This is a genomic window from Streptomyces lydicamycinicus (assembly GCF_000829715.2).
Classification (GTDB): domain Bacteria; phylum Actinomycetota; class Actinomycetes; order Streptomycetales; family Streptomycetaceae; genus Streptomyces; species Streptomyces lydicamycinicus.
In genome coordinates this window covers 61,802-80,410 of the sequence record NZ_BBNO01000009.1, presented here as the reverse complement: position 1 = coordinate 80,410, position 18,609 = coordinate 61,802, and the positions used below count along the sequence as shown (strand labels likewise).

Here is an 18,609-nt window from a genome sequence, read left to right as displayed (position 1 = left end):
GGTTTCAGTCGCCTGCACCTGGCGACCGGGATCACCGCGTGCTACCAAGGGGCATGCCGGAACGGACTTCGTATGACGCGGTCATCGTCGGTGGCGGGCACAACGGGCTGGTGGCCGCCGCCTATCTCGCACGCGCCGGGCGCAGCGTGCTGGTGCTGGAGCGGCTGGACCACACGGGTGGCGCGGCCGTGTCGACCCGGGCGTTCGCCGGGACCGACGCCCGGCTGTCCCGCTACTCCTACCTCGTCAGCCTGCTGCCGCCGAAGATCGTGCAGGACCTCGGGCTGCGGTTCGCGGTCCGTAAGCGCACCGTCTCCTCCTACACCCCCACCGTGCGCGACGGCCGCCCGACCGGGCTCCTGGTCGGCGGCGGGGATGCCCGGACCCGTACCGCGTTCGCCGAACTCACCGGCTCCGACCGTGAGTTCACCGCCTGGCAGGACTTCTACGGCCGCACCCGGCGGCTGGCCGAACGGGTCTTTCCGACCCTGACCGAACCGCTCCCCTCCCGCGACGCGCTGCGCGCCCGTATCGACGACGACGCCCTCTGGCACGCGCTGTTCGAACGCCCCCTGGGCGAGCTGGTCGAGGAGACCTTCACCGATGATCTGGTCCGCGGGGTGGTGCTCACCGATGCGCTGATCGGCACCTTCGCCACCGCCCACGACCCGTCGTTGCGCCAGAACCGCTGCTTCCTCTACCACGTCATCGGCGGCGGCACCGGCGACTGGGACGTCCCCATCGGCGGGATGGGTGCCCTCACCGACGCGCTGGCCGATGCCGCCCGCGGGGCCGGGGCGGAGATCGTCACCGATTGCGAGGTGACCGGTATCGCGACGGACGGCCGGACCGCGGAGGTGACCTGCGACCAGGGCACCGTCGGCGCCCGGCGGGTGCTCGTCAATGCCGCCCCGCGGGAGCTGGTCCGTCTCCTGGGCGAGGCACCGCCGCCACCCGCCGAGGGCGCCCAGCTCAAGGTCAATATGCTGCTCACCCGGCTGCCCCGGCTACGGGACACCCGCGTGGACCCACGGGAGGCCTTCTCCGGCACCTTCCATATCGCCGAGGGCTACCGCCAGCTGGAGGACGCCTACCAGCAGGCCGCGTCCGGCGGTCTGCCCGTCGCCCCGCCCTCCGAGATCTACTGCCACTCGCTCACCGACCCCTCCATCCTCGGCGCCGACCTGGTCCGCCAGGGCTACCAGACACTCACCCTCTTCGGTCTGCACGCCCCCGCGCGCCTGTTCACCGCCGACAACGACGCCACCCGCGACCGCCTCCTGGCGGCCACCCTCGCCGAACTCGACACCCACCTCGCCGAGCCGCTCGCCGACTGTCTGGCCCACGACGCCGACGGCCGCCCCTGCATCGAGGCCAGATCCCCCCTCGACCTGGACCGCGAACTGGGCCTGCCCGGCGGCAACATCTTCCACCGCGACCTGGCCTTCCCCTACGCGGAGCCGGCGGACGCCCCCGCCGGGGAGACCACCGCGGCCCGCTGGGGTGTGGCGACCAGCCGCACCAACGTCCTCCTGTGCGGCGCGGGCGCGCCACGCGGCGGGGGAGTGAGCGGCATCCCCGGTCACAACGCGGCGATGGCGGTGCTGGAGGAGGGGTGAGCGGCGGGCCCGGCGGCCGGCTCAGCGGAAGGCGTCCAGGGCCGCCACCTGCTGCCGGGGCGTCACCCGCGCCGGCCCGGTCAGGGCATAGGTCCGCCAAGTTGCCAGCCGGCGCAAGTTTCTGACGCTGTATCAGAAAATCTCTTCCCTCGTACGGTCCGCTGCGGCATCCTGCGCCCATGCAGACGGAGCTGAGCAACACGCTGGGAGCCGCGCACGCCGTCTTCGGGTTCACGCCCTTCCCCGCGGTCGCCGCGGCGATCACCCGGGCCGGCGGGTTCGGGGTGCTCGGGGCGGTCCGCTACACCGCGCCGGACGAACTGGCGCGTGACCTCGACTGGATGCAGCAGCACACCGACGGGCTGCCGTACGGGCTCGATGTGGTGATGCCCGCCAAGAAGGTGGCGGGCGTCAGCGAGGCCGAGGTCGAAGCGATGATCCCGGAGGAGCACCGCCGCTTCGTCGCCGAACTGCTGGAGAAACACCAGGTACCGCGGCTCGCGGAGGGCGAGGCGTCCGGCTGGCGGATCACCGGGTGGATGGAGCAGGTCGCCCGCACCCAGCTCGATGTGGCCTTCGACTATCCGATCAAGCTGCTGGCCAACGCCCTCGGTTCGCCGCCGGCCGATGTCGTCCGGCGCGCCCACGAGCACGGCGTCCTCGTCGCCGCGCTGGCCGGCAGCCCCCGGCACGCCCTGCACCACAAGGCCGCCGGTATCGACATCGTCGTCGCCCAGGGGTACGAGGCGGGCGGGCACACCGGCGAGATCGCCACCATGGTGCTCACCCCGGAAGTCGTGGCCGCCGTCGACCCGCTGCCGGTGCTCGCCGCGGGCGGTATCGGCACCGGGGAGCAGATCGCCGCCGGGCTCGCCCTCGGCGCGCAGGGCGTCTGGCTGGGCTCACTCTGGCTGACCACCGAGGAGGCGCAGCTGCACTCCCGGCGACTGACCGCGAAACTGCTCGCCGCGGGCCCGGGGGACACCGTCCGCTCCCGCGCCCTGACCGGCAAACCCGCCCGGCAGCTGCGCACCGCGTGGACCGACGCCTGGGACGACCCGAGCGGCCCCGGCCCCCTCCCCATGCCGCTCCAGGGCCTGCTGGTCGCCGAGGCCAACTCCCGTATCCAGCGGCACGAGGTCGAGCCGCTGCTGGGCACCCCGGTCGGCCAGATCGTCGGCCGGATGAACAGCGAGCGCAGCGTACAGGCCGTCTTCGACGAGCTGACCCGCGGCTTCGAGCGGACCATCGACCGGATCAACCGCATCGCCGGACGCGTATGACCCCGAAGCCCCACGCGTGTGAACCCGAGGAGGACAGCTAAATGAGCAAGGACTCCCCACCCAACGGCTTCTGGGCGCAGGCCGCCGCCGACCCGGACCGTACGGTCCTGATCGCCCCGGACGGCGAGGAGTGGACCGCGGGCCGGCTGCACGCCGCGAGCAACCAGCTGGTCCACGGGCTGCGCGCGGCGGGCCTGGAGCGCGGCGACGCCTTCGCCGTGGTCCTCCCCAACGGCGTCGAGTTCCTCACCGCCTACCTGGCCGCGTCCCAGGCCGGGTTCTATCTCGTCCCCGTCAACCACCACCTGGTCGGCCCGGAGATCGCCTGGATCGTGGCCGACTCCGGGGCGAAGGTGCTGATCGCGCACGAGCGGTTCGCGCAGCCGGCCCGGCACGCCGCGGACGAGGCGAAGCTGCCCGCGTCCCAGCGCTATGCCGTGGGGACGGTCGACGGCTTCCGGCCGTACGCCCAGCTCCTCGACGGACAGGCGGAGTCCGCGCCCGCCGACCGCACGCTGGGCTGGGTCATGAACTACACCTCGGGCACCACCGGACGCCCGCGCGGCATCCGCCGCCCGCTGCCCGGCACCCCGCCCGAGGACGCCTACCTCGGCGGCTTCCTGGGCATCTTCGGCATCAAGCCGTTCGACGACAACGTCCATCTGGTCTGCTCACCGCTCTACCACACGGCCGTACTGCAATTCGCCGGTGCCTCACTCCACATCGGCCACCGCCTCGTCCTGATGGACAAGTGGACTCCGCAGCGCATGCTGGCCCTGATCGAAACCCACCGCTGCACCCACACCCATATGGTGCCCACCCAGTTCCACCGGCTGCTCGCGCTGCCGCCGGAAACCCGTGCGGCGTACGACGTGAGCTCGATGCGGCATGCCATCCATGGCGCCGCGCCCTGCCCCGACCACGTCAAACGCGCGATGATCGAGTGGTGGGGCGACTGCGTCGAGGAGTACTACGCGGCGAGTGAGGGCGGCGGCGCCTTCGCGACCGCCGAGGACTGGCTGAAGAAGCCCGGGACCGTCGGCAAGGCCTGGCCGATCAGCGAACTGGCCGTCTTCGACGACGACGGCAACCGGCTGCCCGCGGGCGAACTCGGCACCGTCTATTTGAAGATGACCACCGGCGGGTTCCGCTACCACAAGGACGAGGGCAAGACCCGCAAGAACCGGATCGGGGACTTCTTCACCGTCGGCGACCTCGGCTACCTCGACGAGGACGGGTATCTCTTCCTCCGGGACCGCAAGATCGACATGATCATCTCGGGCGGGGTGAACATCTACCCCGCCGAGATCGAATCCGCCCTGCTCAGCCACCCCGCGGTCGCCGACGCGGCCGCCTTCGGCATCCCCCACGACGACTGGGGCGAGGAGGTCAAGGCAGTCGTGGAACCCGCCGAGGGCCACCCGCCGTCGCCTGAACTGGCCGCGGAGATCCTGGACCACTGCGCACGGCACCTGGCCGGCTACAAGCGGCCCAAGTCCCTCGACTTCATCGCCGTCATGCCCCGCGACCCCAACGGCAAGCTCTACAAGCGCCGGCTGCGTGACCCGTACTGGGAGGGCAGGGAGCGCGCCCTGTAACCGGCACCGCGCGAGCACGGCGGCCGGTCCCTCTCCGGGCCGTCCGCCATCGCCGTCCGCCGGGTGCCTTGACCCGGAAGGGGGCGCGGCCCAGGATCGCGCCATGACGCAAGCGCGGAGCAATACGGTCGACGGAGTCCTGCGACGCAGCGCCCGCCGGGTGCCCGGACGGACCGCGGTGCGGTACGCGGACCGGTCCTGGACCTATCGCGAACTGGACGACGCGGTGACCGCCGCGGCCCGGATGCTGCTGGCGGACGGCCTGGAGCCCGGCGACCGGGTCGCCTCCTACGGACACAACTCCGATGCGTATCTGATCGGGTTCCTGGCCTGCGCCCGCGCCGGACTGGTGCACGTACCGGTCAACCACAGCCTGACCGGCGAGGATCTGCGCTACCTCCTGGCCCAGTCGGGCAGCGTGCTGGTGCTCACCGACGCCGCGCTCGCACACCGGCTGCCGGATTCGGTGCGCACCCTGCCCCTGCACGGCGCGCCCGGCGGGCTGCTGGAGCGGCTCGCCGCCCGGGAGGCGCCCGCGGGCACCGAGCCGGGGCCGCCGGGTGACGGTGCCGCGGACCCGGTGGCCGAAGTGCCCGACGACGCCCTCGTCCAGCTCCTCTACACCTCGGGAACCACCGCGCTGCCCAAGGGCGCGATGATGACGCACCGAGCCCTGGTGCACGAGTACACCAGTGCCGTCGTCGCCCTCGACCTGAAGGAGACGGACCGGCCGGTGCACTCGCTGCCGCTCTACCACTCCGCGCAGCTGCATGTGTTCCTGCTGCCGTATCTGGCGGTCGGCGCGGAGAACACCATCCTGGACGGGCCCGACCCCGGGCGGATCTTCGACCTGGTGGAAGCGGGCCTGGCGGACAGCCTGTTCGCGCCGCCGACCGTGTGGATCGCGCTGGCGAACCACCCCGACTTCCCCGTCCGGGAGCTGAGCGGGCTGCGCAAGGCCTACTACGGAGCCTCGATCATGCCGGTGCCGGTCCTGGAGCGGCTCCGCGCCCGGCTGCCCGGCCTCGCCTTCTACAACTGCTTCGGGCAGAGCGAGATCGGGCCGCTGGCCACCGTGCTCGGCCCGGAAGAACACGAGGGCCGGATGGACTCCTGCGGGCGTCCGGTGCTGTTCGTCGAGGCGCGGGTGGTGGACGAGGCGGGCCGCGAGGTACCCGACGGCACCCGGGGCGAGGTCGTCTACCGGTCGCCCCAGCTGTGCACCGGCTACTGGGACAAGCCGGAGGAGACCGCCGAGGCGTTCCGGGGCGGCTGGTTCCACTCCGGGGATCTCGCCGTCCGCGACGCGGAGGGCTACTTCACGGTGGTCGACCGGGTCAAGGACGTCATCAACTCCGGTGGCGTCCTGGTCGCCTCGCGCCAGGTGGAGGATGTGCTCTACGAGCATCCGCAGGTGGCCGAGGTCGCGGTGATCGGGCTGCCGGACGAGCGCTGGATCGAGGCGGTGACCGCGGTGGTCGTACGGCGCGCGGACGGCGGCGCCGTGGTGGGGGAGCAGGAACTGATCGAGGCGGCCCGCGCCCGGCTGGCGCCGTTCAAGGCACCCAAACGGGTGATGTTCGTGGACGCGCTGCCGCGTAACGCCAGCGGCAAGGTCCTCAAGCGGGAGCTGCGGGCCCGGTTCGGCGCGCCCTGAGCCGGGCCGGGCACGGTGTGCGTGAAGGGCGGTTGTCAGTGCCCCCTGCCATGCTGAGAAACGACGCGCACACCGCCGTGCACGTCACGATCCGTGCACGGAGGTCCCGCCATGCTGACCACCAACTTCGTCCCGGGCACCCCGAACTGGCTCGACCTGGGAGCCCCCGACATCGACGCCGCCGTCTCCTTCTACTCCGCCGTGTTCGGCTGGAGCTTCCAGTCGGCCGGCCCGGACGCCGGTGGCTACGGCTTCTTCCAGCTCGGCGGCAAGACGGTCGCCGCCATCGGCCCGCTGATGGAGGAGGGCGCCGGCTCCGCCTGGACCGTCTACTTCCAGACCCCCGACGCGGACGCCACCGTCAAGGCGGTGGAGCAGGCCGGCGGCGCGGTGCGCGTCCCGCCGATGGATGTCTTCACCGCCGGCCGGCTGGCCGCCTTCACCGATCCGGCGGGTGCCGACTTCGCCGTGTGGCAGCCGGGCGATGTGCAGGGCCTGGAGCGGGTGATGGAGCCGAACACGCTCTGCTGGACGGAGCTGTACACCACCGACGCGGCCGCGGCGAAGGACTTCTACCGCTCCGTCTTCTCCTGGGACCACCAGGACATGCCGATGGGCGGCGACCTCCTCTACTCCGTGGTGTCCGCCCCGGGCGGCGGTCAGGGCGACGACACCGGGCAGGGCGGCATCATGCAGCTGCCGGAGGAGAATCTGAAGGCCGGTTCGACCCCGGAGTGGCACCCGTATTTCGGTGTGACCGACTGTGACGCCACCTTCGCCGCGGCCACCGGCCAGGGCGCCACGGTCCTGATCCCGCCCACCGATGCCCCCGGCGTCGGCCGGCTGGCCATGGTCAAGGACCCGGCCGGGGCCCCGTTCGCGCTGATCAAGGGGGACCCGACGATGACCTGAGCGGGCCTGCCGTGGAGGGTTGCCGGTCAGCCGGTCAGCCGGTCAGCCGGTCAGCCGTCAGGCGGTGTCCCGTGGCCGGGCGTCCACGATGCGCTTGATCTTGCCGACCGAGCGCTCCAGGGTCTCCGGATCGACGATCTCGACCGCGACCGAGACCCCGATGCCCTCCTTGACGCTGTGCGCGATCAGCCCGACGGCCGCCGTCCGCTCGTCAGAGGTCGCATCCGGCCGGGCCTCGGCCCGCACGGTCAGCCGGTCCATCCGGCCCTCCCGGCTCAGCCTGAGCTGGAAGTGCGGGGCGATGCCGGGGGTGCGCAGCACGATCTCCTCGATCTGGGCGGGGAAGAGGTTGACCCCACGCAGAATGATCATGTCGTCGCTGCGTCCGGTGACCTTCTCCATCCGGCGGAAGGCGGGGCGGGCGGTGCCGGGCAGCAGCCGGGTCAGATCCCGGGTGCGGTAGCGGATGACCGGCATCGCCTCCTTGGTGAGCGAGGTGAACACCAGCTCGCCGTGCGCCCCGTCCGGCAGCACCTCGCCGGTGATCGGGTCGACCACCTCCGGATAGAAGTGGTCCTCCCAGATGTGCAGCCCGTCCTTGGTCTCCACACACTCCTGGGCGACGCCCGGGCCCATCACCTCCGACAGGCCGTATATGTCCACGGCGTCGATCGCGAACCGTTCCTCGATCTCGCGGCGCATCGCCTGGGTCCAGGGCTCGGCGCCGAAGACACCCACCTTGAGCGAGGTCGTACGGGGATCGATGCCCTGCCGTTCGAACTCGTCCAGCAGAGTGAGCATGTACGACGGCGTGACCATGATGATCTCGGGGCGGAAGTCCTGGATGATCTGCACCTGGCGGGCGGTCATCCCGCCGGACGCCGGTACGACCGTGCAGCCGAGCCGCTCCGCGCCGTAGTGCGCGCCCAGTCCGCCGGTGAACAGCCCGTATCCGTAGGCGATATGGACGGTGTGCCCGGGCCGGCCGCCGGCCGCGTACAGCGAGCGGGCGACCACATCCGCCCAGTGCGACAGATCGCCTTCGGTGTAGCCGACGACCGTAGGGCGGCCCGTGGTGCCGCTGGAGGCATGGATCCGGCGCACCTCCGCCTTGGGGACGGCGAACATCCCGAAGGGGTAATGGGCGCGCAGATCGTCCTTGACGGTGAACGGGAAACGGGCGAGATCGCCGAGCGAGCGGCAGTCCCGTGGATGCACCCCGGCCCGGTCGAAGGACTCCCGGTAGAACGGGACGTGGTCATAGGCATGCTGCAACGAGGCGCGCAGCCGGGTCAGTTGCAGCGCCCGCAACGCGTCCCCGGAGAGCCGTTCCACCTCGTCGAACGTCTCACTGCCCGTAGCCGCTTCCGGCATGGAGTTCACCGCCTCGATGTCCCTACCGATCATTCGGTAGCCGCATGCTGGTCCAAGTAATCAGCGCGCGGCGAACACGTCAAGGGGCGTGCCGCAGCCGGCTCACGGGTAGCGTCCCGCGCATGAGTGACGTCCAGAAAGTGCAGGTCGGTGAGGTCCAGCTGGCATACCGGGTGTGGGGAGAGGAGGATGCGCCCCCGGCCGTGCTGCTGCATTGCCTCGGTGAGGACGGCGAGGACTGGCGCGGAGTGGTTGGCCGGCTCGCCGGCACCCACCGTGTCTTCGCCCTCGACCAGCGCGGCCACGGTCACAGCGACTGGCCGGGCGAGTACGGCTTCGCCCGGTGGCGGGACGATGTCATCGGCTTCCTCCAGGCCCTCGGTCTGGAGCGGGTGGCCCTCATCGGGCACTCGCTGGGCGCGCTGGCCGCCCTGCTGGTGGCCGCGGAGCGCCCGGACCTGGTGGACCGGCTGGTCCTCGAAGAAGTCCCCCCGCCGCTGCCCGCCGACCCGCCGCAGGAGGTGCCGGAGCAGCCGGCCGGCCCGCAGCCGTTCGACTGGCAGGCCGCCCGCGCGGTGGCGGCGGAGCGCAACGCACCCGACCCCGTGTGGTGGGACGCGCCGGCGAAGGTCACCGCACCGACCCTGGTCATCGGCGGTGGTGCGACCAGCGACATCCCGCAGGGACACCTCGACGAGCTGGTCGAGCGGCTCCCCGATGCCCGCCTGGTGACGGTGGAGGGCGCCGGCCCGCTCGTCCACGAGGAGCGCCCCGGAGAGTTCCTTGCCGCCCTCCCCGTCATCCCCCTCCCGGGGGCCTGAGGTTCGAGAGAGGCCGACCGTGCAGCTGACCACCTCGATACGGAGCGCCCTGATCGCCGGCGCCGCCGCGACCGTCCTGTTCACCGGCGCCACCGGGGCCGTCGCGGCGCCGGCCGCCCCGTCCGCCGCACCGGCCTCCGCCACCACGCACTCCCCGTACGGTCAGCTCCGGCCGCTCGTCGTGCTGTCCGCGGAGCGGCTGGCCACCGGAGATCTGGTGGCCGCGGCGAAATGGGGAACCGGCGGCCCGGTCGACGACCCGGCCCGGGAGCAGGAGGTGCTGCGGGCGGTGGCGGAACAGGCCCGGCAGCTGGGCGCCGATCCGGCGGTCACGGTGCGGTTCTTCCGGGACCAGATCGAGGCCAACAAGGTCGTGCAGCGTGGGCTGCACCGCGCATGGGACGCGGACCCCGGCCGGGCACCGACCGAGCGGCCCGACCTCGGTCAGGTGCGCAAGGAGATCAACCGCATCAACCACGAGCTGGTGCAGGCCCTCGCCGACTCCCCGCAGGCCCGCTCGGCGCCGTACTGCGCGCCGCTGCTGACCGCGGCCGCCGTGCGGGTCCGTCACGAGCGGCATCTGGACGCGCTGCACACCGGCGCACTGGCCCGCTCGCTGCGGTCGGTCTGCGCCTGAGACCGAGCGCCCGGGCCTGAGCGCGGGCCCACGCGGCTGCGGCGCGGCCCCCGGCGCGGCCCGTCTCGGTGGCGGCCCACCCCGGCGCGGACCCCGCCGGGCGCGTCCCCACACTCCCGCCGAGTGCGGCCCCGCGGCCGGGCGCGCCCGCCCCCTCAGGCCGTCCGTGCCCCCGTCGCCACCGCCTTCGCCCAGCGATAGTCGGCCTTCCCGCTGGGCGAACGCCGGATGTGGTCGGTGAAGACGACGGCGCGCGGGATCTTGTAGCCCGCCAGCCGTGTCCGGCAGTGGCGCTGGATGTCTGCCAGGGCCGGCTCCGGTGCCCCGGCACGCAGTTGTACGACGGCCGCGACGCGCTGGCCCCACCGCTCGTCCGGCACGCCCGCCACCAGCGCGTCATAGACGTCCGGATGTGCCTTCAGCGCCTGCTCGACCTCCTCCGGATAGATCTTCTCGCCACCGGAGTTGATGCACTGCGAGCCGCGGCCGAGGACGGTGACGATGCCCCCGTCGTCGACGGTGGCCATATCGCCCAGCAGCACCCATCGGTCACCGCGCGCCTCGAAGAAGGTCTCGGCGGTCTTCACGGGGTCGTTGTAGTAGCCCAGCGGTACATGCCCGCGCAGGGCGATCCGGCCCACCTCACCGACCGGGACCGGCTCGTACGTTGCCGGATCCACCACCGCCGTACGGGAGTTGACCTGGAGCCGGAAGCCCTTGTCCGGTCCCGAGTCCTCGGTGGCGGTGCCGTTGAACCCGGATTCCGAGGAGCCGAAGTTATTGAGCAGCATGACGTGCGGGACCAGCGCCCTGAACTGGGCGCGTACCGTCTCGGAGAGGATCGCGCCGGAGCTGCTGACGCTGAACAGCGAGGAGCAGTCGGTGCCGTTGAGCGGCCCGCCGAGCGCATCGACGAGCGGGCGCAGCATCGCATCGCCGACCAGGGAAACGCTGGTGACCCGCTCCCGTTCGATGGTCCGCAGCACCTCCTCGGGCAGGTACTTGCGGTGGATGACGACCTTCTGGCCGAAGTGGAAGGCGATGAACGCGGTGAGGGTGGAGGTGCCGTGCATCAGCGGGGGCGTGGGGAAGAAGACCAGGCCGTCGCCCCCGGCCGCGACCCGCTCGGCCAGTTCCTGCGGCCGCTTGACCGGTTCGCCGGTGGGTGCCCCGCCGCCCATCCCGGAGAAGAAGATGTCCTCGTGGCGCCACATCACGCCCTTGGGCAGGCCGGTGGTGCCGCCGGTGTAGATGATGATCCGGTCGTCGGCGGAGCGCGGGCCGAAGCCGCGGGCGGGGGAAGCGGCGGCCTCGGCGTCCGTCAGGGCGACGGGTGCGATCCGTGGTTCGGGGGCGCCGGCCGGCGGGGTGCCGACCCGGACGAGATGCCGTAACCCGGGGGCCTGGGGGAGGGCGGCGGCCACCCGCGCGGTGAACTCCGCGTCGAAGACCAGCGCCGCCAGGTCGGCGTCCCGGTAGAGGTAGGCCAACTCCTCTTCCACGTAGCGGTAGTTGACGTTGACCGGAACGGCGCGGATCTTCAGGCACGCGTAGAGGGCCTGGAGATATTCGATGCCGTTGTAGAGGTGCAGCCCGACGTGCCGGCCGGGGCCGATGCCGTGCTCGGAGAGGTGGTGGGCCAGGCGGTTGGCCGCGCGGTCCAGCTCCGCGTACGTCAGCCGCTGCTCCGCGCCGGTCCCGGGGTGGTCGACGTACACCAGCGCCTCGCGGTCGGGGACCGTGTCGACGATCGACTCGAAGAGGTCGGCAAGGTTGTACTCCACGTCTCCTCCAGACCGGGCGGGCGTCGGCTTGGCGGTCATTAGAGCGCCGCCGCGAGGAGCTGGGAAGGGCCACGGACAAGAAATCTGACTGTCTGTCAGAAAAGCCTTGAAGTCGCTGTGCGGCTACTGCAACCTGTTCTCGTCGTGAGACGGGAGGACGGAACATGGGTGGTACGGAGCATCTGTCGGTGGAGCGCGTCGGCGCGACACTGGTGCTCACCCTCAACCGGCCGGAGGCGAAGAACGCGCTCTCGCTGCCGATGCTGGTGGGCCTGTACGACGGCTGGATCGCCGCCGACGAGGACGACGAGATCCGTTCCATCGTCCTCACCGGCGCCGGCGGGACCTTCTGCGCCGGTATGGACCTCAAGGCCCTCGCGGGTGACGGGATGGCCGGTGAGCAGTACCGCGACCGGCTGCGCGCCGACCCGGACCTGCACTGGAAGGCGATGCTGCGGCACCACCGCCCCCGCAAGCCGGTGATCGCCGCCGTCGAGGGGCACTGCGTCGCGGGCGGGACGGAGATCCTCCAGGGCACCGACATCCGGGTCGCCGGTGAGAGCGCCACCTTCGGGCTCTTCGAGGTCCGCCGCGGACTGTTCCCGATCGGCGGCTCCACCGTCCGCCTCGCCCGTCAGATCCCCCGCACCCACGCCCTGGAGATGCTGCTCACCGGCCGGCCCTACCCCGCGCCCGAGGCCGAACGCATCGGCCTGATCGGCCATGTCGTGCCCGACGGGACCGCCCGGGACAAGGCCCTGGAGATCGCCGAACTGATCAACGCCTGCGGACCGCTGGCCGTCGAAGCCGTCAAGGCCTCCGTCTACGAGACCGCCGGAATGACCGAGGCCGACGGGCTGGCGGCCGAACTCGCCCGCGGCTGGCCGGTCTTCGACACCGCCGATGCCAAAGAGGGCTCCCGGGCCTTCGCGGAGAAGCGCCCTCCTGTCTACCGGCGGGCCTGACGCAAGGAGTCCCGTATGTCCGAGGTCCTCACGGCGCCCCTCGTCGTGGAATTCCCCTTCACCCGCTCGCTCGGCCCCGTCCAGAGCGCCTTTCTCACCGGGCTGCGCGAGCGCACCGTCCTCGGCGTCACGGCGAGCGACGGCCGGGTGGTCGTACCGCCCACCGAGTACGACCCGGTCACCGCCGAGGAGGTCCGGGACCTGGTCGAGGTGGGCAGCGCCGGCACCGTCACCACCTGGGCCTGGAACCCGTCCCCCCGCCGCGGCCAGCCGCTCGCCACCCCCTTCGCCTGGGTCCTGGTCCGGCTCGACGGCGCCGACACCGCGCTGCTGCACGCCCTGGACGCACCCGGCCCCGAGGCGGTACGCACCGGAATGCGGGTCCGGATCCGCTGGGCCGCGCGGCGCACCGGGGCGATCACCGATATCGCCTGCTTCGAGCCCTACGACAGTCCGGCAGGCGACGCCGAACCCGCCCCGCACGACGGGGAGTTCGCCGACCCCGTCACCGGTATCACCGCCCCCGCCCGGCTCGACTACACCTACGCGCCCGGCCGCGCCCAGTCCCGCTATCTCCGGGCCCTCGCGGACCACAAGACCATCGGCGAACGCTGTCCCTCCTGCCGCAAGGTCTATGTCCCGCCCCGCGGCGCCTGTCCCACCTGCGGCGTCGCCACCGACACCCAGGTCGAGGTCGGCCCGCGCGGCACCGTCACCACCTTCTGCATCGTCAACATCAAGGCCAAGAACCTCGACATCGAGGTCCCCTACGTCTACGCCCATATCGCCCTGGACGGCGCCGACCTGGCCCTGCACGCCCGGATCGGCGGCATCCCGTACGACCGGGTCCGCATGGGGCTGCGGGTGGAACCCGTATGGAGCGAGGACGGCCGCTTCCCCGACCACTACCGCCCCACCGGCGAACCCGATGCCGACTACGACAGCTACAAGGAGCTGATCTGATGCGCGAGGTCGCCATCGTCGCCTTCGGGCAGAGCGATCATGTCCGCGACAGCGCGGAGACCTCCGAGGTGGAGATGCTGATGCCGGTGCTCCACGACGTGCTGGAGCAAACCGGCCTGGCGGCCCGGGACATCGGCTTCACCTGCTCCGGCTCCTCCGACTACCTCGCCGGCCGCGCCTTCTCCTTCACCATGGCCCTGGACGGCGTCGGCGCCTGGCCGCCGATCTCCGAATCCCATGTCGAGATGGACGGCGCCTGGGCGCTGTACGAGGCCTGGGTGAAGCTCCTCACCGGCGAGGCGGAGACCGCGCTGGTCTACGCGTACGGCAAGTCCTCGCCCGGTGACGTCCGCGAGGTCCTCACCCGCCAGCTCGATCCCTACTACGTGGCCCCGCTGTGGCCCGACTCGGTCGCGCTCGCCGCCCTCCAGGCCCAGGCCCTGATCGACGCGGGGCTGACCGATGAGCGGGCACTGGCCGGTATCGCGGCCCGCAGCCGCACGGCCGCCGAGTCCAATCCGCACGCCCAACTGCGCGGCGCCGTGCCCCCCGGCGAGCACCTCGTCGCCCCGCTGCGTACCGGCGACTGCCCGCCCATCGGCGACGGCGCGGCCGCCGTCGTCCTCGCCGCCGGTGACACCGCCCGCCGGCTGACCGCCCGCCCCGCCTGGATACGCGGCCTCGACCACCGCATCGAGGCCCACGCCCTGGGCGTCCGCGACCTCACCGACTCACCGTCCACCCGGCTCGCCGCCGAGCGCGCCGGAGCCTTCGAACGGCCTTTGGACACCGCCGAGTTGCACGCCCCCTTCACCTCCCAGGAAGTCGTTCTGCGCCGTGCCCTGAAGCTCGACGCGCCGGACAGCACGGTCCGGATCAACCCGTCCGGCGGCGCGCTCGCCACCAACCCGGTCATGGCCGCCGGGCTGATCCGCCTGGGCGAGGCCGCCGCCCGCATCCACCGGGGAGAGTCCGACCGCGCACTCGCCCATGCGACATCGGGGCCGTGCCTGCAACAGAACCTGGTCGCCGTCCTGGAGGGTGAGTGATGAGCAAGGAGCCCGTGGCCGTCGTGGGCATCGGCCAGACCCGGCACGTCGCCGCACGCCGGGATGTCTCCCTCGCCGGACTCGTCCGCGAGGCCGCCCGGCGCGCCCTGGACGACGCCCAGTTGACCTGGGCGGACATCGACGCCGTGGTGATTGGCAAGGCCCCCGACTTCTTCGAGGGCGTGATGATGCCCGAGCTGTACCTCGCCGACGCCCTGGGCGCCGTCGGCAAACCGATGCTGCGGGTGCACACCGCGGGCTCGGTCGGCGGCTCCACCGCCCTGGTCGCCACCAACCTCGTCGCCGCCCGGGTCCACCGCACCGTCCTCACCCTCGCCTTCGAGAAACAGTCCGAGTCCAACGCCATGTGGGGCCTGTCCCTGCCGATCCCCTTCCAGCAGCCGCTGCTCGCCGGTGCCGGCGGCTTCTTCGCCCCGCACGTCCGCGCGTACATGCGGCGCACCGGCGCCCCGGACACCATCGGCTCCCTCGTCGCCTACAAGGACCGCCGCAACGCGCTCAAGAACCCCTACGCCCATCTCCACGAGAAGGACCTCACCCTCGAAAAGGTCCAGGCCTCCCCGATGCTCTGGGACCCGATCCGCTACTCCGAGACCTGTCCGTCCTCCGACGGGGCCTGCGCCATGATCCTCACCGACCGCACCGGGGCCGCCCGCGCCCCGCACCCGGCGGCCTGGGTGCACGGCGGGGCGATGCGCAGCGAACCCACCCTCTTCGCCGGCAAGGACTTCGTCTCGCCGCAGGCCGGCAAGGACTGCGCCGCGGATGTCTACCGGCAGGCCGGAATCACCGACCCGCGCCGACAGATCGACGCGGTGGAGATGTACGTCCCCTTCAGCTGGTACGAGCCGATGTGGCTGGAGAACCTGGGCTTCGCCGAGGAGGGCGAGGGCTGGAAACTCACCGAGTCCGGCGTCACCGAACTCGACGGCGCGCTCCCCGTCAACCCCTCCGGCGGGGTGCTGTCCACCAACCCGATCGGCGCCTCCGGAATGATCCGCTTCGCGGAGGCCGCCCTCCAGGTACGGGGCATGGCCGGCGATCACCAAGTCGACGGCGCCCGCACCGCGTTGGGACACGCCTACGGCGGTGGCTCCCAGTTCTTCGCGATGTGGCTGGTGGGCGCCTACACACCGGGCGGCTGACCACCGTCGGGGGCGGACGCGCCCGGCTGGCGCGCCCGCCCGCGGATCACCACTCCACCGCCTCGCCACGTCCCCTGTCCGTCCCCGGACACAGTGGTTAGGCTGACCGCGGACGACGAACCGGGAGGTGCGGGACACGTGACCGACAGCATCACGGAGCAGCGGCTCGTGGGCGGGCCCAGGCCCGATCTCGACCTGACGCAGGCCGAGTGGCAGTCGAGCACCCAGGGTGTGGGCGGCGTCCAGATCGCCTTCGTCGAGGGCTATATTGCGATGCGCAACCGCCGCAGCCCCGAGATCCCGGCGGTGATCTTCACCCCCGCCGAGTGGCGCGCCTTCGTCCTCGACGCGCGCGAGGGCGAGTTCGACCTCACGTAGGGCGTGTCGCCCGGAGCGCAGGACACGCCCGGGCGACGGCCACGGGAGAGCGGTGGTCAGGTGAGCACCACGCACCCGCGCTCCCGGAGCGCCCGGACCGGCTCCGCCCCGTCCGCCACGGTGTTCCAGCGCAGATCGAGCTTCTCCAGCGACGGCAGCCGGACGATCCACGGCGGCAACTCCGCGATCCGGTTGCCGCGCAGATCGATCCGGCGCAGCAGCGGAAGAGCGCGCAGCGCCTCGGGGACGTGGCGGAGCGCGTTGTCCCGTAGCTCCAGCAGCCGCAGTTCGCCCAGCGCCGCGAGGCTCCCGGGCAGTGCCGTCAGCGCATTGCCGCCCAGCCACAGCTCCCGGAGCCGGCCGAGCCGCCCCAGCGACTCCGGGAGTTCGGTCAACTCCGCCTGCTGTGCGCGGAGTTCGACCAGCCCGGCCATCTCGCCGAGCGCGGCCGGCAGGCGGCCGAGCGGATTTTCGCCGACGTTGAGATAGCCGAGCCGGTCCAGTCCGCCGAGGGTGTCCGGCAGTGCGGTGAGCCGGTTGTCGTGCAGATAGAGGAAACGGGTCAGCCCGGCCGGCTCGCCGATCTCGTCGGGGACCGCGGTCAGCGCGTTGTGGCCGAGGTCGAGGGTGTGCAGCGCGCGCAGCCGGCCGACCGCCGCCGGGATCTCGGTCAGCGCGTTGTCGGCCAGGATCAGCACCTCCCAGTCCGCGCGCCGCCAGACCTCGGGTGGTACGGCATCCAGGCCCGCCTTCCAGAGGTTCAGCACGGGAGGGCCGCCGGGCTCGGGCAGGGGCATGGGGGGCCTTCCGGGAGGTGGTGCCGGACCGCTACGGCCAGCCGAGCAGTTCGGGCAGCGGGGCCACCGCTCCCGACCGCCGGCAGTCGAGCGGGTGCTGCGGCCTGCGGCCGGTCAGCCAGGCCGCGAGATCACCGAGCGGCCCGCTCACGGTCACCGTCGGCGCGTCCCCGGAACCGTACCGCCGCGACAGCGCGCCGTCCGTGGCCGTCAGAACGAGGTGCACGTCCTCGGGTACGCGGGGCGCCATATGGTCCAGCAGGTGCAGGCACAGTTCCCGCGGCCAGTCCCGCGGGCCGTAACCGATCCGGGCGTCCGCGGTGTGGATCTCCAACTCCCGCCACCAGGCCAGCAACGCGGAGCGCAGATCGCCGTCGCGATGCCGCACCGGCCGCGACCAGTCGGCGGGGCCGACCGCCGCCCAGGCCGCCGAAGCCTCGGCCAGCGCGGCCCGTACGGCCTCCCGCAGCGCCGCCGCGTCCCGCAGCGCGCCGGCCTCGATCGCGGCGGCGCGCGCCGGGCGGCCGCCGTCATACGGCTCGATCAGCTCACCGCGCAGCGCATAACGGGCCTGCCGGGCCAGCGCCAGCCCGACGCCCTCGATGTGCGAGAGGACATGCGCACGGGACCAGCCGGGCAACTCGCTGGGCTCCGGCACCTCTTCGTCGGTCAGGGCGGGCAGCAGGGCGCGCAGCCGCTCCTGACCCGCCTCGATCGCGGCCCGTATCGCCTCGGCCGGCATGGTGCGCTCCGTCGTCAGTGCCACAGCAGCTCCTTTGTCCTGGCATACGGCTCGGGGGCCTGCGCCCGCCCGGCGCCGGAGAGCCGTGCGGCGCACAGTCCCCCCGGTCCGCCCGGTGCCGTCGGTGGACCGCCTACGGACAGCTCACCCGCCAAGATCCGCAGATCACCCAGCAGTTGACGCATGTCGGCCACACCGCCCCCTCAGCCGGCTAATGGTGGTCGGTGACGTTACCATTAGCCGCATGGCCGCAACACAGCTCGCCCTCGACCTCGCCGTCACCATCCGCCACGACGGGCACGGCGGCGTCGCCGATGACCTGGCCGACCGGGAAGGGCTCGCGGTCTGGGTGCGCGAACGGGCCGCGCTGCTGGACTGCGACGGGCCGCCGGTCACCGTGGACGAGACGCTGCACACCGCCGTACGGGAGCTGCGGGCCGCGGTGCGGTCCCTGTTCGCCCGCGCCGTCCGTCCGGGCCCGCCCAGCTCCGCCGACGCCCACCGGCTCCTCCCGGAAGCGGAGGCGATCCGCCGGCTCAACGCCGCCGCGGCCCTGGTCCCCACGGTGCCCCGGCTCAGCTGGGAGCCGGACGCCCGGCCCACGCTGCGGCTGCGGCCGGCCGGCACTCCGCCGGCCGCCGACCGGATCGTCGCCGCGCTGGCCCGCGCCGCCCTCACCTTCCTCGACGGACCGGACCGCGCCCTGCTGCGGGCCTGCCCCGCCCCGCGCTGTGTGCGCTACTTCGTCAAGGACCATGCCCGCCAGGAGTGGTGCACGCCCTCCTGCGGCAACCGCGCCCGGGTCGCCCGCCACCACGAACGCCGCCGGGAGGCCCAGGGCGACGCCCCGTAGGCCGGTGGCAT

General features: G+C 72.5%; 18 protein-coding genes. 13 read left to right on the top strand and 5 right to left on the bottom strand.

The window, feature by feature from the left end; translation table 11 throughout:
* The first annotated feature begins 53 nt into the window (after positions 1–53).
* From TU31_RS29695 to TU31_RS29675, 5 genes are all read left to right on the top strand, one after another.
* Entirely contained in the window at positions 54–1,619 is a 1,566-nt protein-coding gene (locus tag TU31_RS29695) for a phytoene desaturase family protein (protein ID WP_042160256.1), read from the top strand.
* A 179-nt stretch (positions 1,620–1,798) separates the two neighbouring features.
* The gene (locus TU31_RS29690) at positions 1,799–2,902 is read left to right on the top strand and encodes an NAD(P)H-dependent flavin oxidoreductase (RefSeq protein ID WP_042160254.1); all 1,104 of its coding nucleotides are present in this window, start codon (positions 1,799–1,801) and stop codon (positions 2,900–2,902) included.
* A 41-nt stretch (positions 2,903–2,943) separates the two neighbouring features.
* Positions 2,944–4,500 (top strand): acyl-CoA synthetase, encoded by a 1,557-nt coding sequence (locus tag TU31_RS29685; RefSeq protein WP_042160252.1) that lies wholly within the window; start codon positions 2,944–2,946, stop codon positions 4,498–4,500.
* A gap of 103 nt (positions 4,501–4,603) precedes the next feature.
* Complete coding sequence (locus tag TU31_RS29680; protein ID WP_042160250.1) at positions 4,604–6,157, top strand: acyl-CoA synthetase; 1,554 nt, start codon at positions 4,604–4,606, stop codon at positions 6,155–6,157.
* A 111-nt stretch (positions 6,158–6,268) separates the two neighbouring features.
* The gene (locus tag TU31_RS29675) at positions 6,269–7,069 is read left to right on the top strand and encodes a VOC family protein (protein ID WP_042160248.1); all 801 of its coding nucleotides are present in this window, start codon (positions 6,269–6,271) and stop codon (positions 7,067–7,069) included.
* A gap of 57 nt (positions 7,070–7,126) precedes the next feature.
* Here the strand turns inward: TU31_RS29675 and paaK are convergent, their stop codons facing one another.
* Positions 7,127–8,443 (bottom strand): phenylacetate--CoA ligase PaaK, encoded by a 1,317-nt coding sequence (paaK, locus tag TU31_RS29670; protein WP_042160662.1) that lies wholly within the window; start codon positions 8,441–8,443, stop codon positions 7,127–7,129.
* Between the two features lie 122 nt (positions 8,444–8,565).
* Between paaK and TU31_RS29665 the strand changes: the two genes are divergently transcribed.
* Positions 8,566–9,264: an alpha/beta fold hydrolase gene (locus tag TU31_RS29665; protein ID WP_042160246.1), complete on the top strand. Its 699-nt coding sequence runs from the start codon at positions 8,566–8,568 to the stop codon at positions 9,262–9,264.
* Positions 9,265–9,283: 19 nt separating this feature from the next.
* Positions 9,284–9,901 carry a chorismate mutase gene (locus tag TU31_RS29660; protein WP_042160243.1) on the top strand — a complete coding sequence of 206 codons (618 nt, stop codon included), beginning with the start codon at positions 9,284–9,286 and terminating at the stop codon, positions 9,899–9,901.
* 155 nt (positions 9,902–10,056) lie between these two features.
* On the opposite strand, the gene TU31_RS29655 is transcribed toward TU31_RS29660, so the two are convergent.
* Positions 10,057–11,685, bottom strand: a complete 1,629-nt coding sequence (locus tag TU31_RS29655; RefSeq protein ID WP_042160241.1) for an acyl-CoA synthetase — start codon at positions 11,683–11,685, stop codon at positions 10,057–10,059.
* Between the two features lie 164 nt (positions 11,686–11,849).
* Here TU31_RS29655 and TU31_RS29650 point away from each other — a divergent pair, with 164 nt between their 5' ends.
* From TU31_RS29650 to TU31_RS29630, 5 genes are all read left to right on the top strand, one after another.
* Complete coding sequence (locus TU31_RS29650) at positions 11,850–12,650, top strand: crotonase/enoyl-CoA hydratase family protein (protein WP_042160239.1); 801 nt, start codon at positions 11,850–11,852, stop codon at positions 12,648–12,650.
* 15 nt (positions 12,651–12,665) lie between these two features.
* Positions 12,666–13,613 carry a Zn-ribbon domain-containing OB-fold protein gene (locus tag TU31_RS29645; protein ID WP_042160237.1) on the top strand — a complete coding sequence of 316 codons (948 nt, stop codon included), beginning with the start codon at positions 12,666–12,668 and terminating at the stop codon, positions 13,611–13,613.
* Positions 13,613–14,662 carry a thiolase family protein gene (locus TU31_RS29640; RefSeq protein WP_042160235.1) on the top strand — a complete coding sequence of 350 codons (1,050 nt, stop codon included), beginning with the start codon at positions 13,613–13,615 and terminating at the stop codon, positions 14,660–14,662. The genes TU31_RS29645 and TU31_RS29640 overlap by 1 nt, the downstream gene beginning before the upstream one ends.
* Complete coding sequence (locus tag TU31_RS29635) at positions 14,662–15,828, top strand: thiolase family protein (protein WP_042160233.1); 1,167 nt, start codon at positions 14,662–14,664, stop codon at positions 15,826–15,828. The genes TU31_RS29640 and TU31_RS29635 overlap by 1 nt, the downstream gene beginning before the upstream one ends.
* A gap of 138 nt (positions 15,829–15,966) precedes the next feature.
* Complete coding sequence (locus TU31_RS29630; protein WP_042160231.1) at positions 15,967–16,206, top strand: DUF397 domain-containing protein; 240 nt, start codon at positions 15,967–15,969, stop codon at positions 16,204–16,206.
* Between the two features lie 56 nt (positions 16,207–16,262).
* Here TU31_RS29630 and TU31_RS29625 read toward each other — a convergent pair whose 3' ends face one another.
* Genes TU31_RS29625 through TU31_RS38835 form a run of 3 tightly spaced genes read right to left on the bottom strand, consistent with a single transcriptional unit; the run spans position 16,263 to position 17,939 of the window.
* The gene (locus TU31_RS29625) at positions 16,263–17,003 is read right to left on the bottom strand and encodes a leucine-rich repeat domain-containing protein (protein ID WP_181018696.1); all 741 of its coding nucleotides are present in this window, start codon (positions 17,001–17,003) and stop codon (positions 16,263–16,265) included.
* A gap of 31 nt (positions 17,004–17,034) precedes the next feature.
* Positions 17,035–17,769 (bottom strand): maleylpyruvate isomerase family mycothiol-dependent enzyme, encoded by a 735-nt coding sequence (locus tag TU31_RS29620; protein WP_245698879.1) that lies wholly within the window; start codon positions 17,767–17,769, stop codon positions 17,035–17,037.
* The gene (locus TU31_RS38835; protein WP_158894778.1) at positions 17,760–17,939 is read right to left on the bottom strand and encodes a hypothetical protein; all 180 of its coding nucleotides are present in this window, start codon (positions 17,937–17,939) and stop codon (positions 17,760–17,762) included. The genes TU31_RS29620 and TU31_RS38835 overlap by 10 nt, the downstream gene beginning before the upstream one ends.
* Positions 17,940–17,989: 50 nt before the next feature.
* Between TU31_RS38835 and TU31_RS29615 the strand changes: the two genes are divergently transcribed.
* Positions 17,990–18,598, top strand: coding sequence for a CGNR zinc finger domain-containing protein (locus TU31_RS29615; RefSeq protein ID WP_042160228.1), 609 nt, complete (start codon positions 17,990–17,992; stop codon positions 18,596–18,598).
* The last annotated feature ends 11 nt before the right edge of the window (positions 18,599–18,609 follow it).

Coding starts and splice junctions, on each gene's coding strand:
- TU31_RS29695 (WP_042160256.1), top strand. CDS start 54: ATGCCGGAACGGACTTCGTATGACGCGGTCATCGTCGGTGGCGGGCAC.
- TU31_RS29690 (WP_042160254.1), top strand. CDS start 1,799: ATGCAGACGGAGCTGAGCAACACGCTGGGAGCCGCGCACGCCGTCTTC.
- TU31_RS29685 (WP_042160252.1), top strand. CDS start 2,944: ATGAGCAAGGACTCCCCACCCAACGGCTTCTGGGCGCAGGCCGCCGCC.
- TU31_RS29680 (WP_042160250.1), top strand. CDS start 4,604: ATGACGCAAGCGCGGAGCAATACGGTCGACGGAGTCCTGCGACGCAGC.
- TU31_RS29675 (WP_042160248.1), top strand. CDS start 6,269: ATGCTGACCACCAACTTCGTCCCGGGCACCCCGAACTGGCTCGACCTG.
- paaK (WP_042160662.1), bottom strand. CDS start 8,443: ATGCCGGAAGCGGCTACGGGCAGTGAGACGTTCGACGAGGTGGAACGG.
- TU31_RS29665 (WP_042160246.1), top strand. CDS start 8,566: ATGAGTGACGTCCAGAAAGTGCAGGTCGGTGAGGTCCAGCTGGCATAC.
- TU31_RS29650 (WP_042160239.1), top strand. CDS start 11,850: ATGGGTGGTACGGAGCATCTGTCGGTGGAGCGCGTCGGCGCGACACTG.
- TU31_RS29645 (WP_042160237.1), top strand. CDS start 12,666: ATGTCCGAGGTCCTCACGGCGCCCCTCGTCGTGGAATTCCCCTTCACC.
- TU31_RS29640 (WP_042160235.1), top strand. CDS start 13,613: ATGCGCGAGGTCGCCATCGTCGCCTTCGGGCAGAGCGATCATGTCCGC.
- TU31_RS29635 (WP_042160233.1), top strand. CDS start 14,662: ATGAGCAAGGAGCCCGTGGCCGTCGTGGGCATCGGCCAGACCCGGCAC.
- TU31_RS29625 (WP_181018696.1), bottom strand. CDS start 17,003: ATGCCCCTGCCCGAGCCCGGCGGCCCTCCCGTGCTGAACCTCTGGAAG.
- TU31_RS29615 (WP_042160228.1), top strand. CDS start 17,990: ATGGCCGCAACACAGCTCGCCCTCGACCTCGCCGTCACCATCCGCCAC.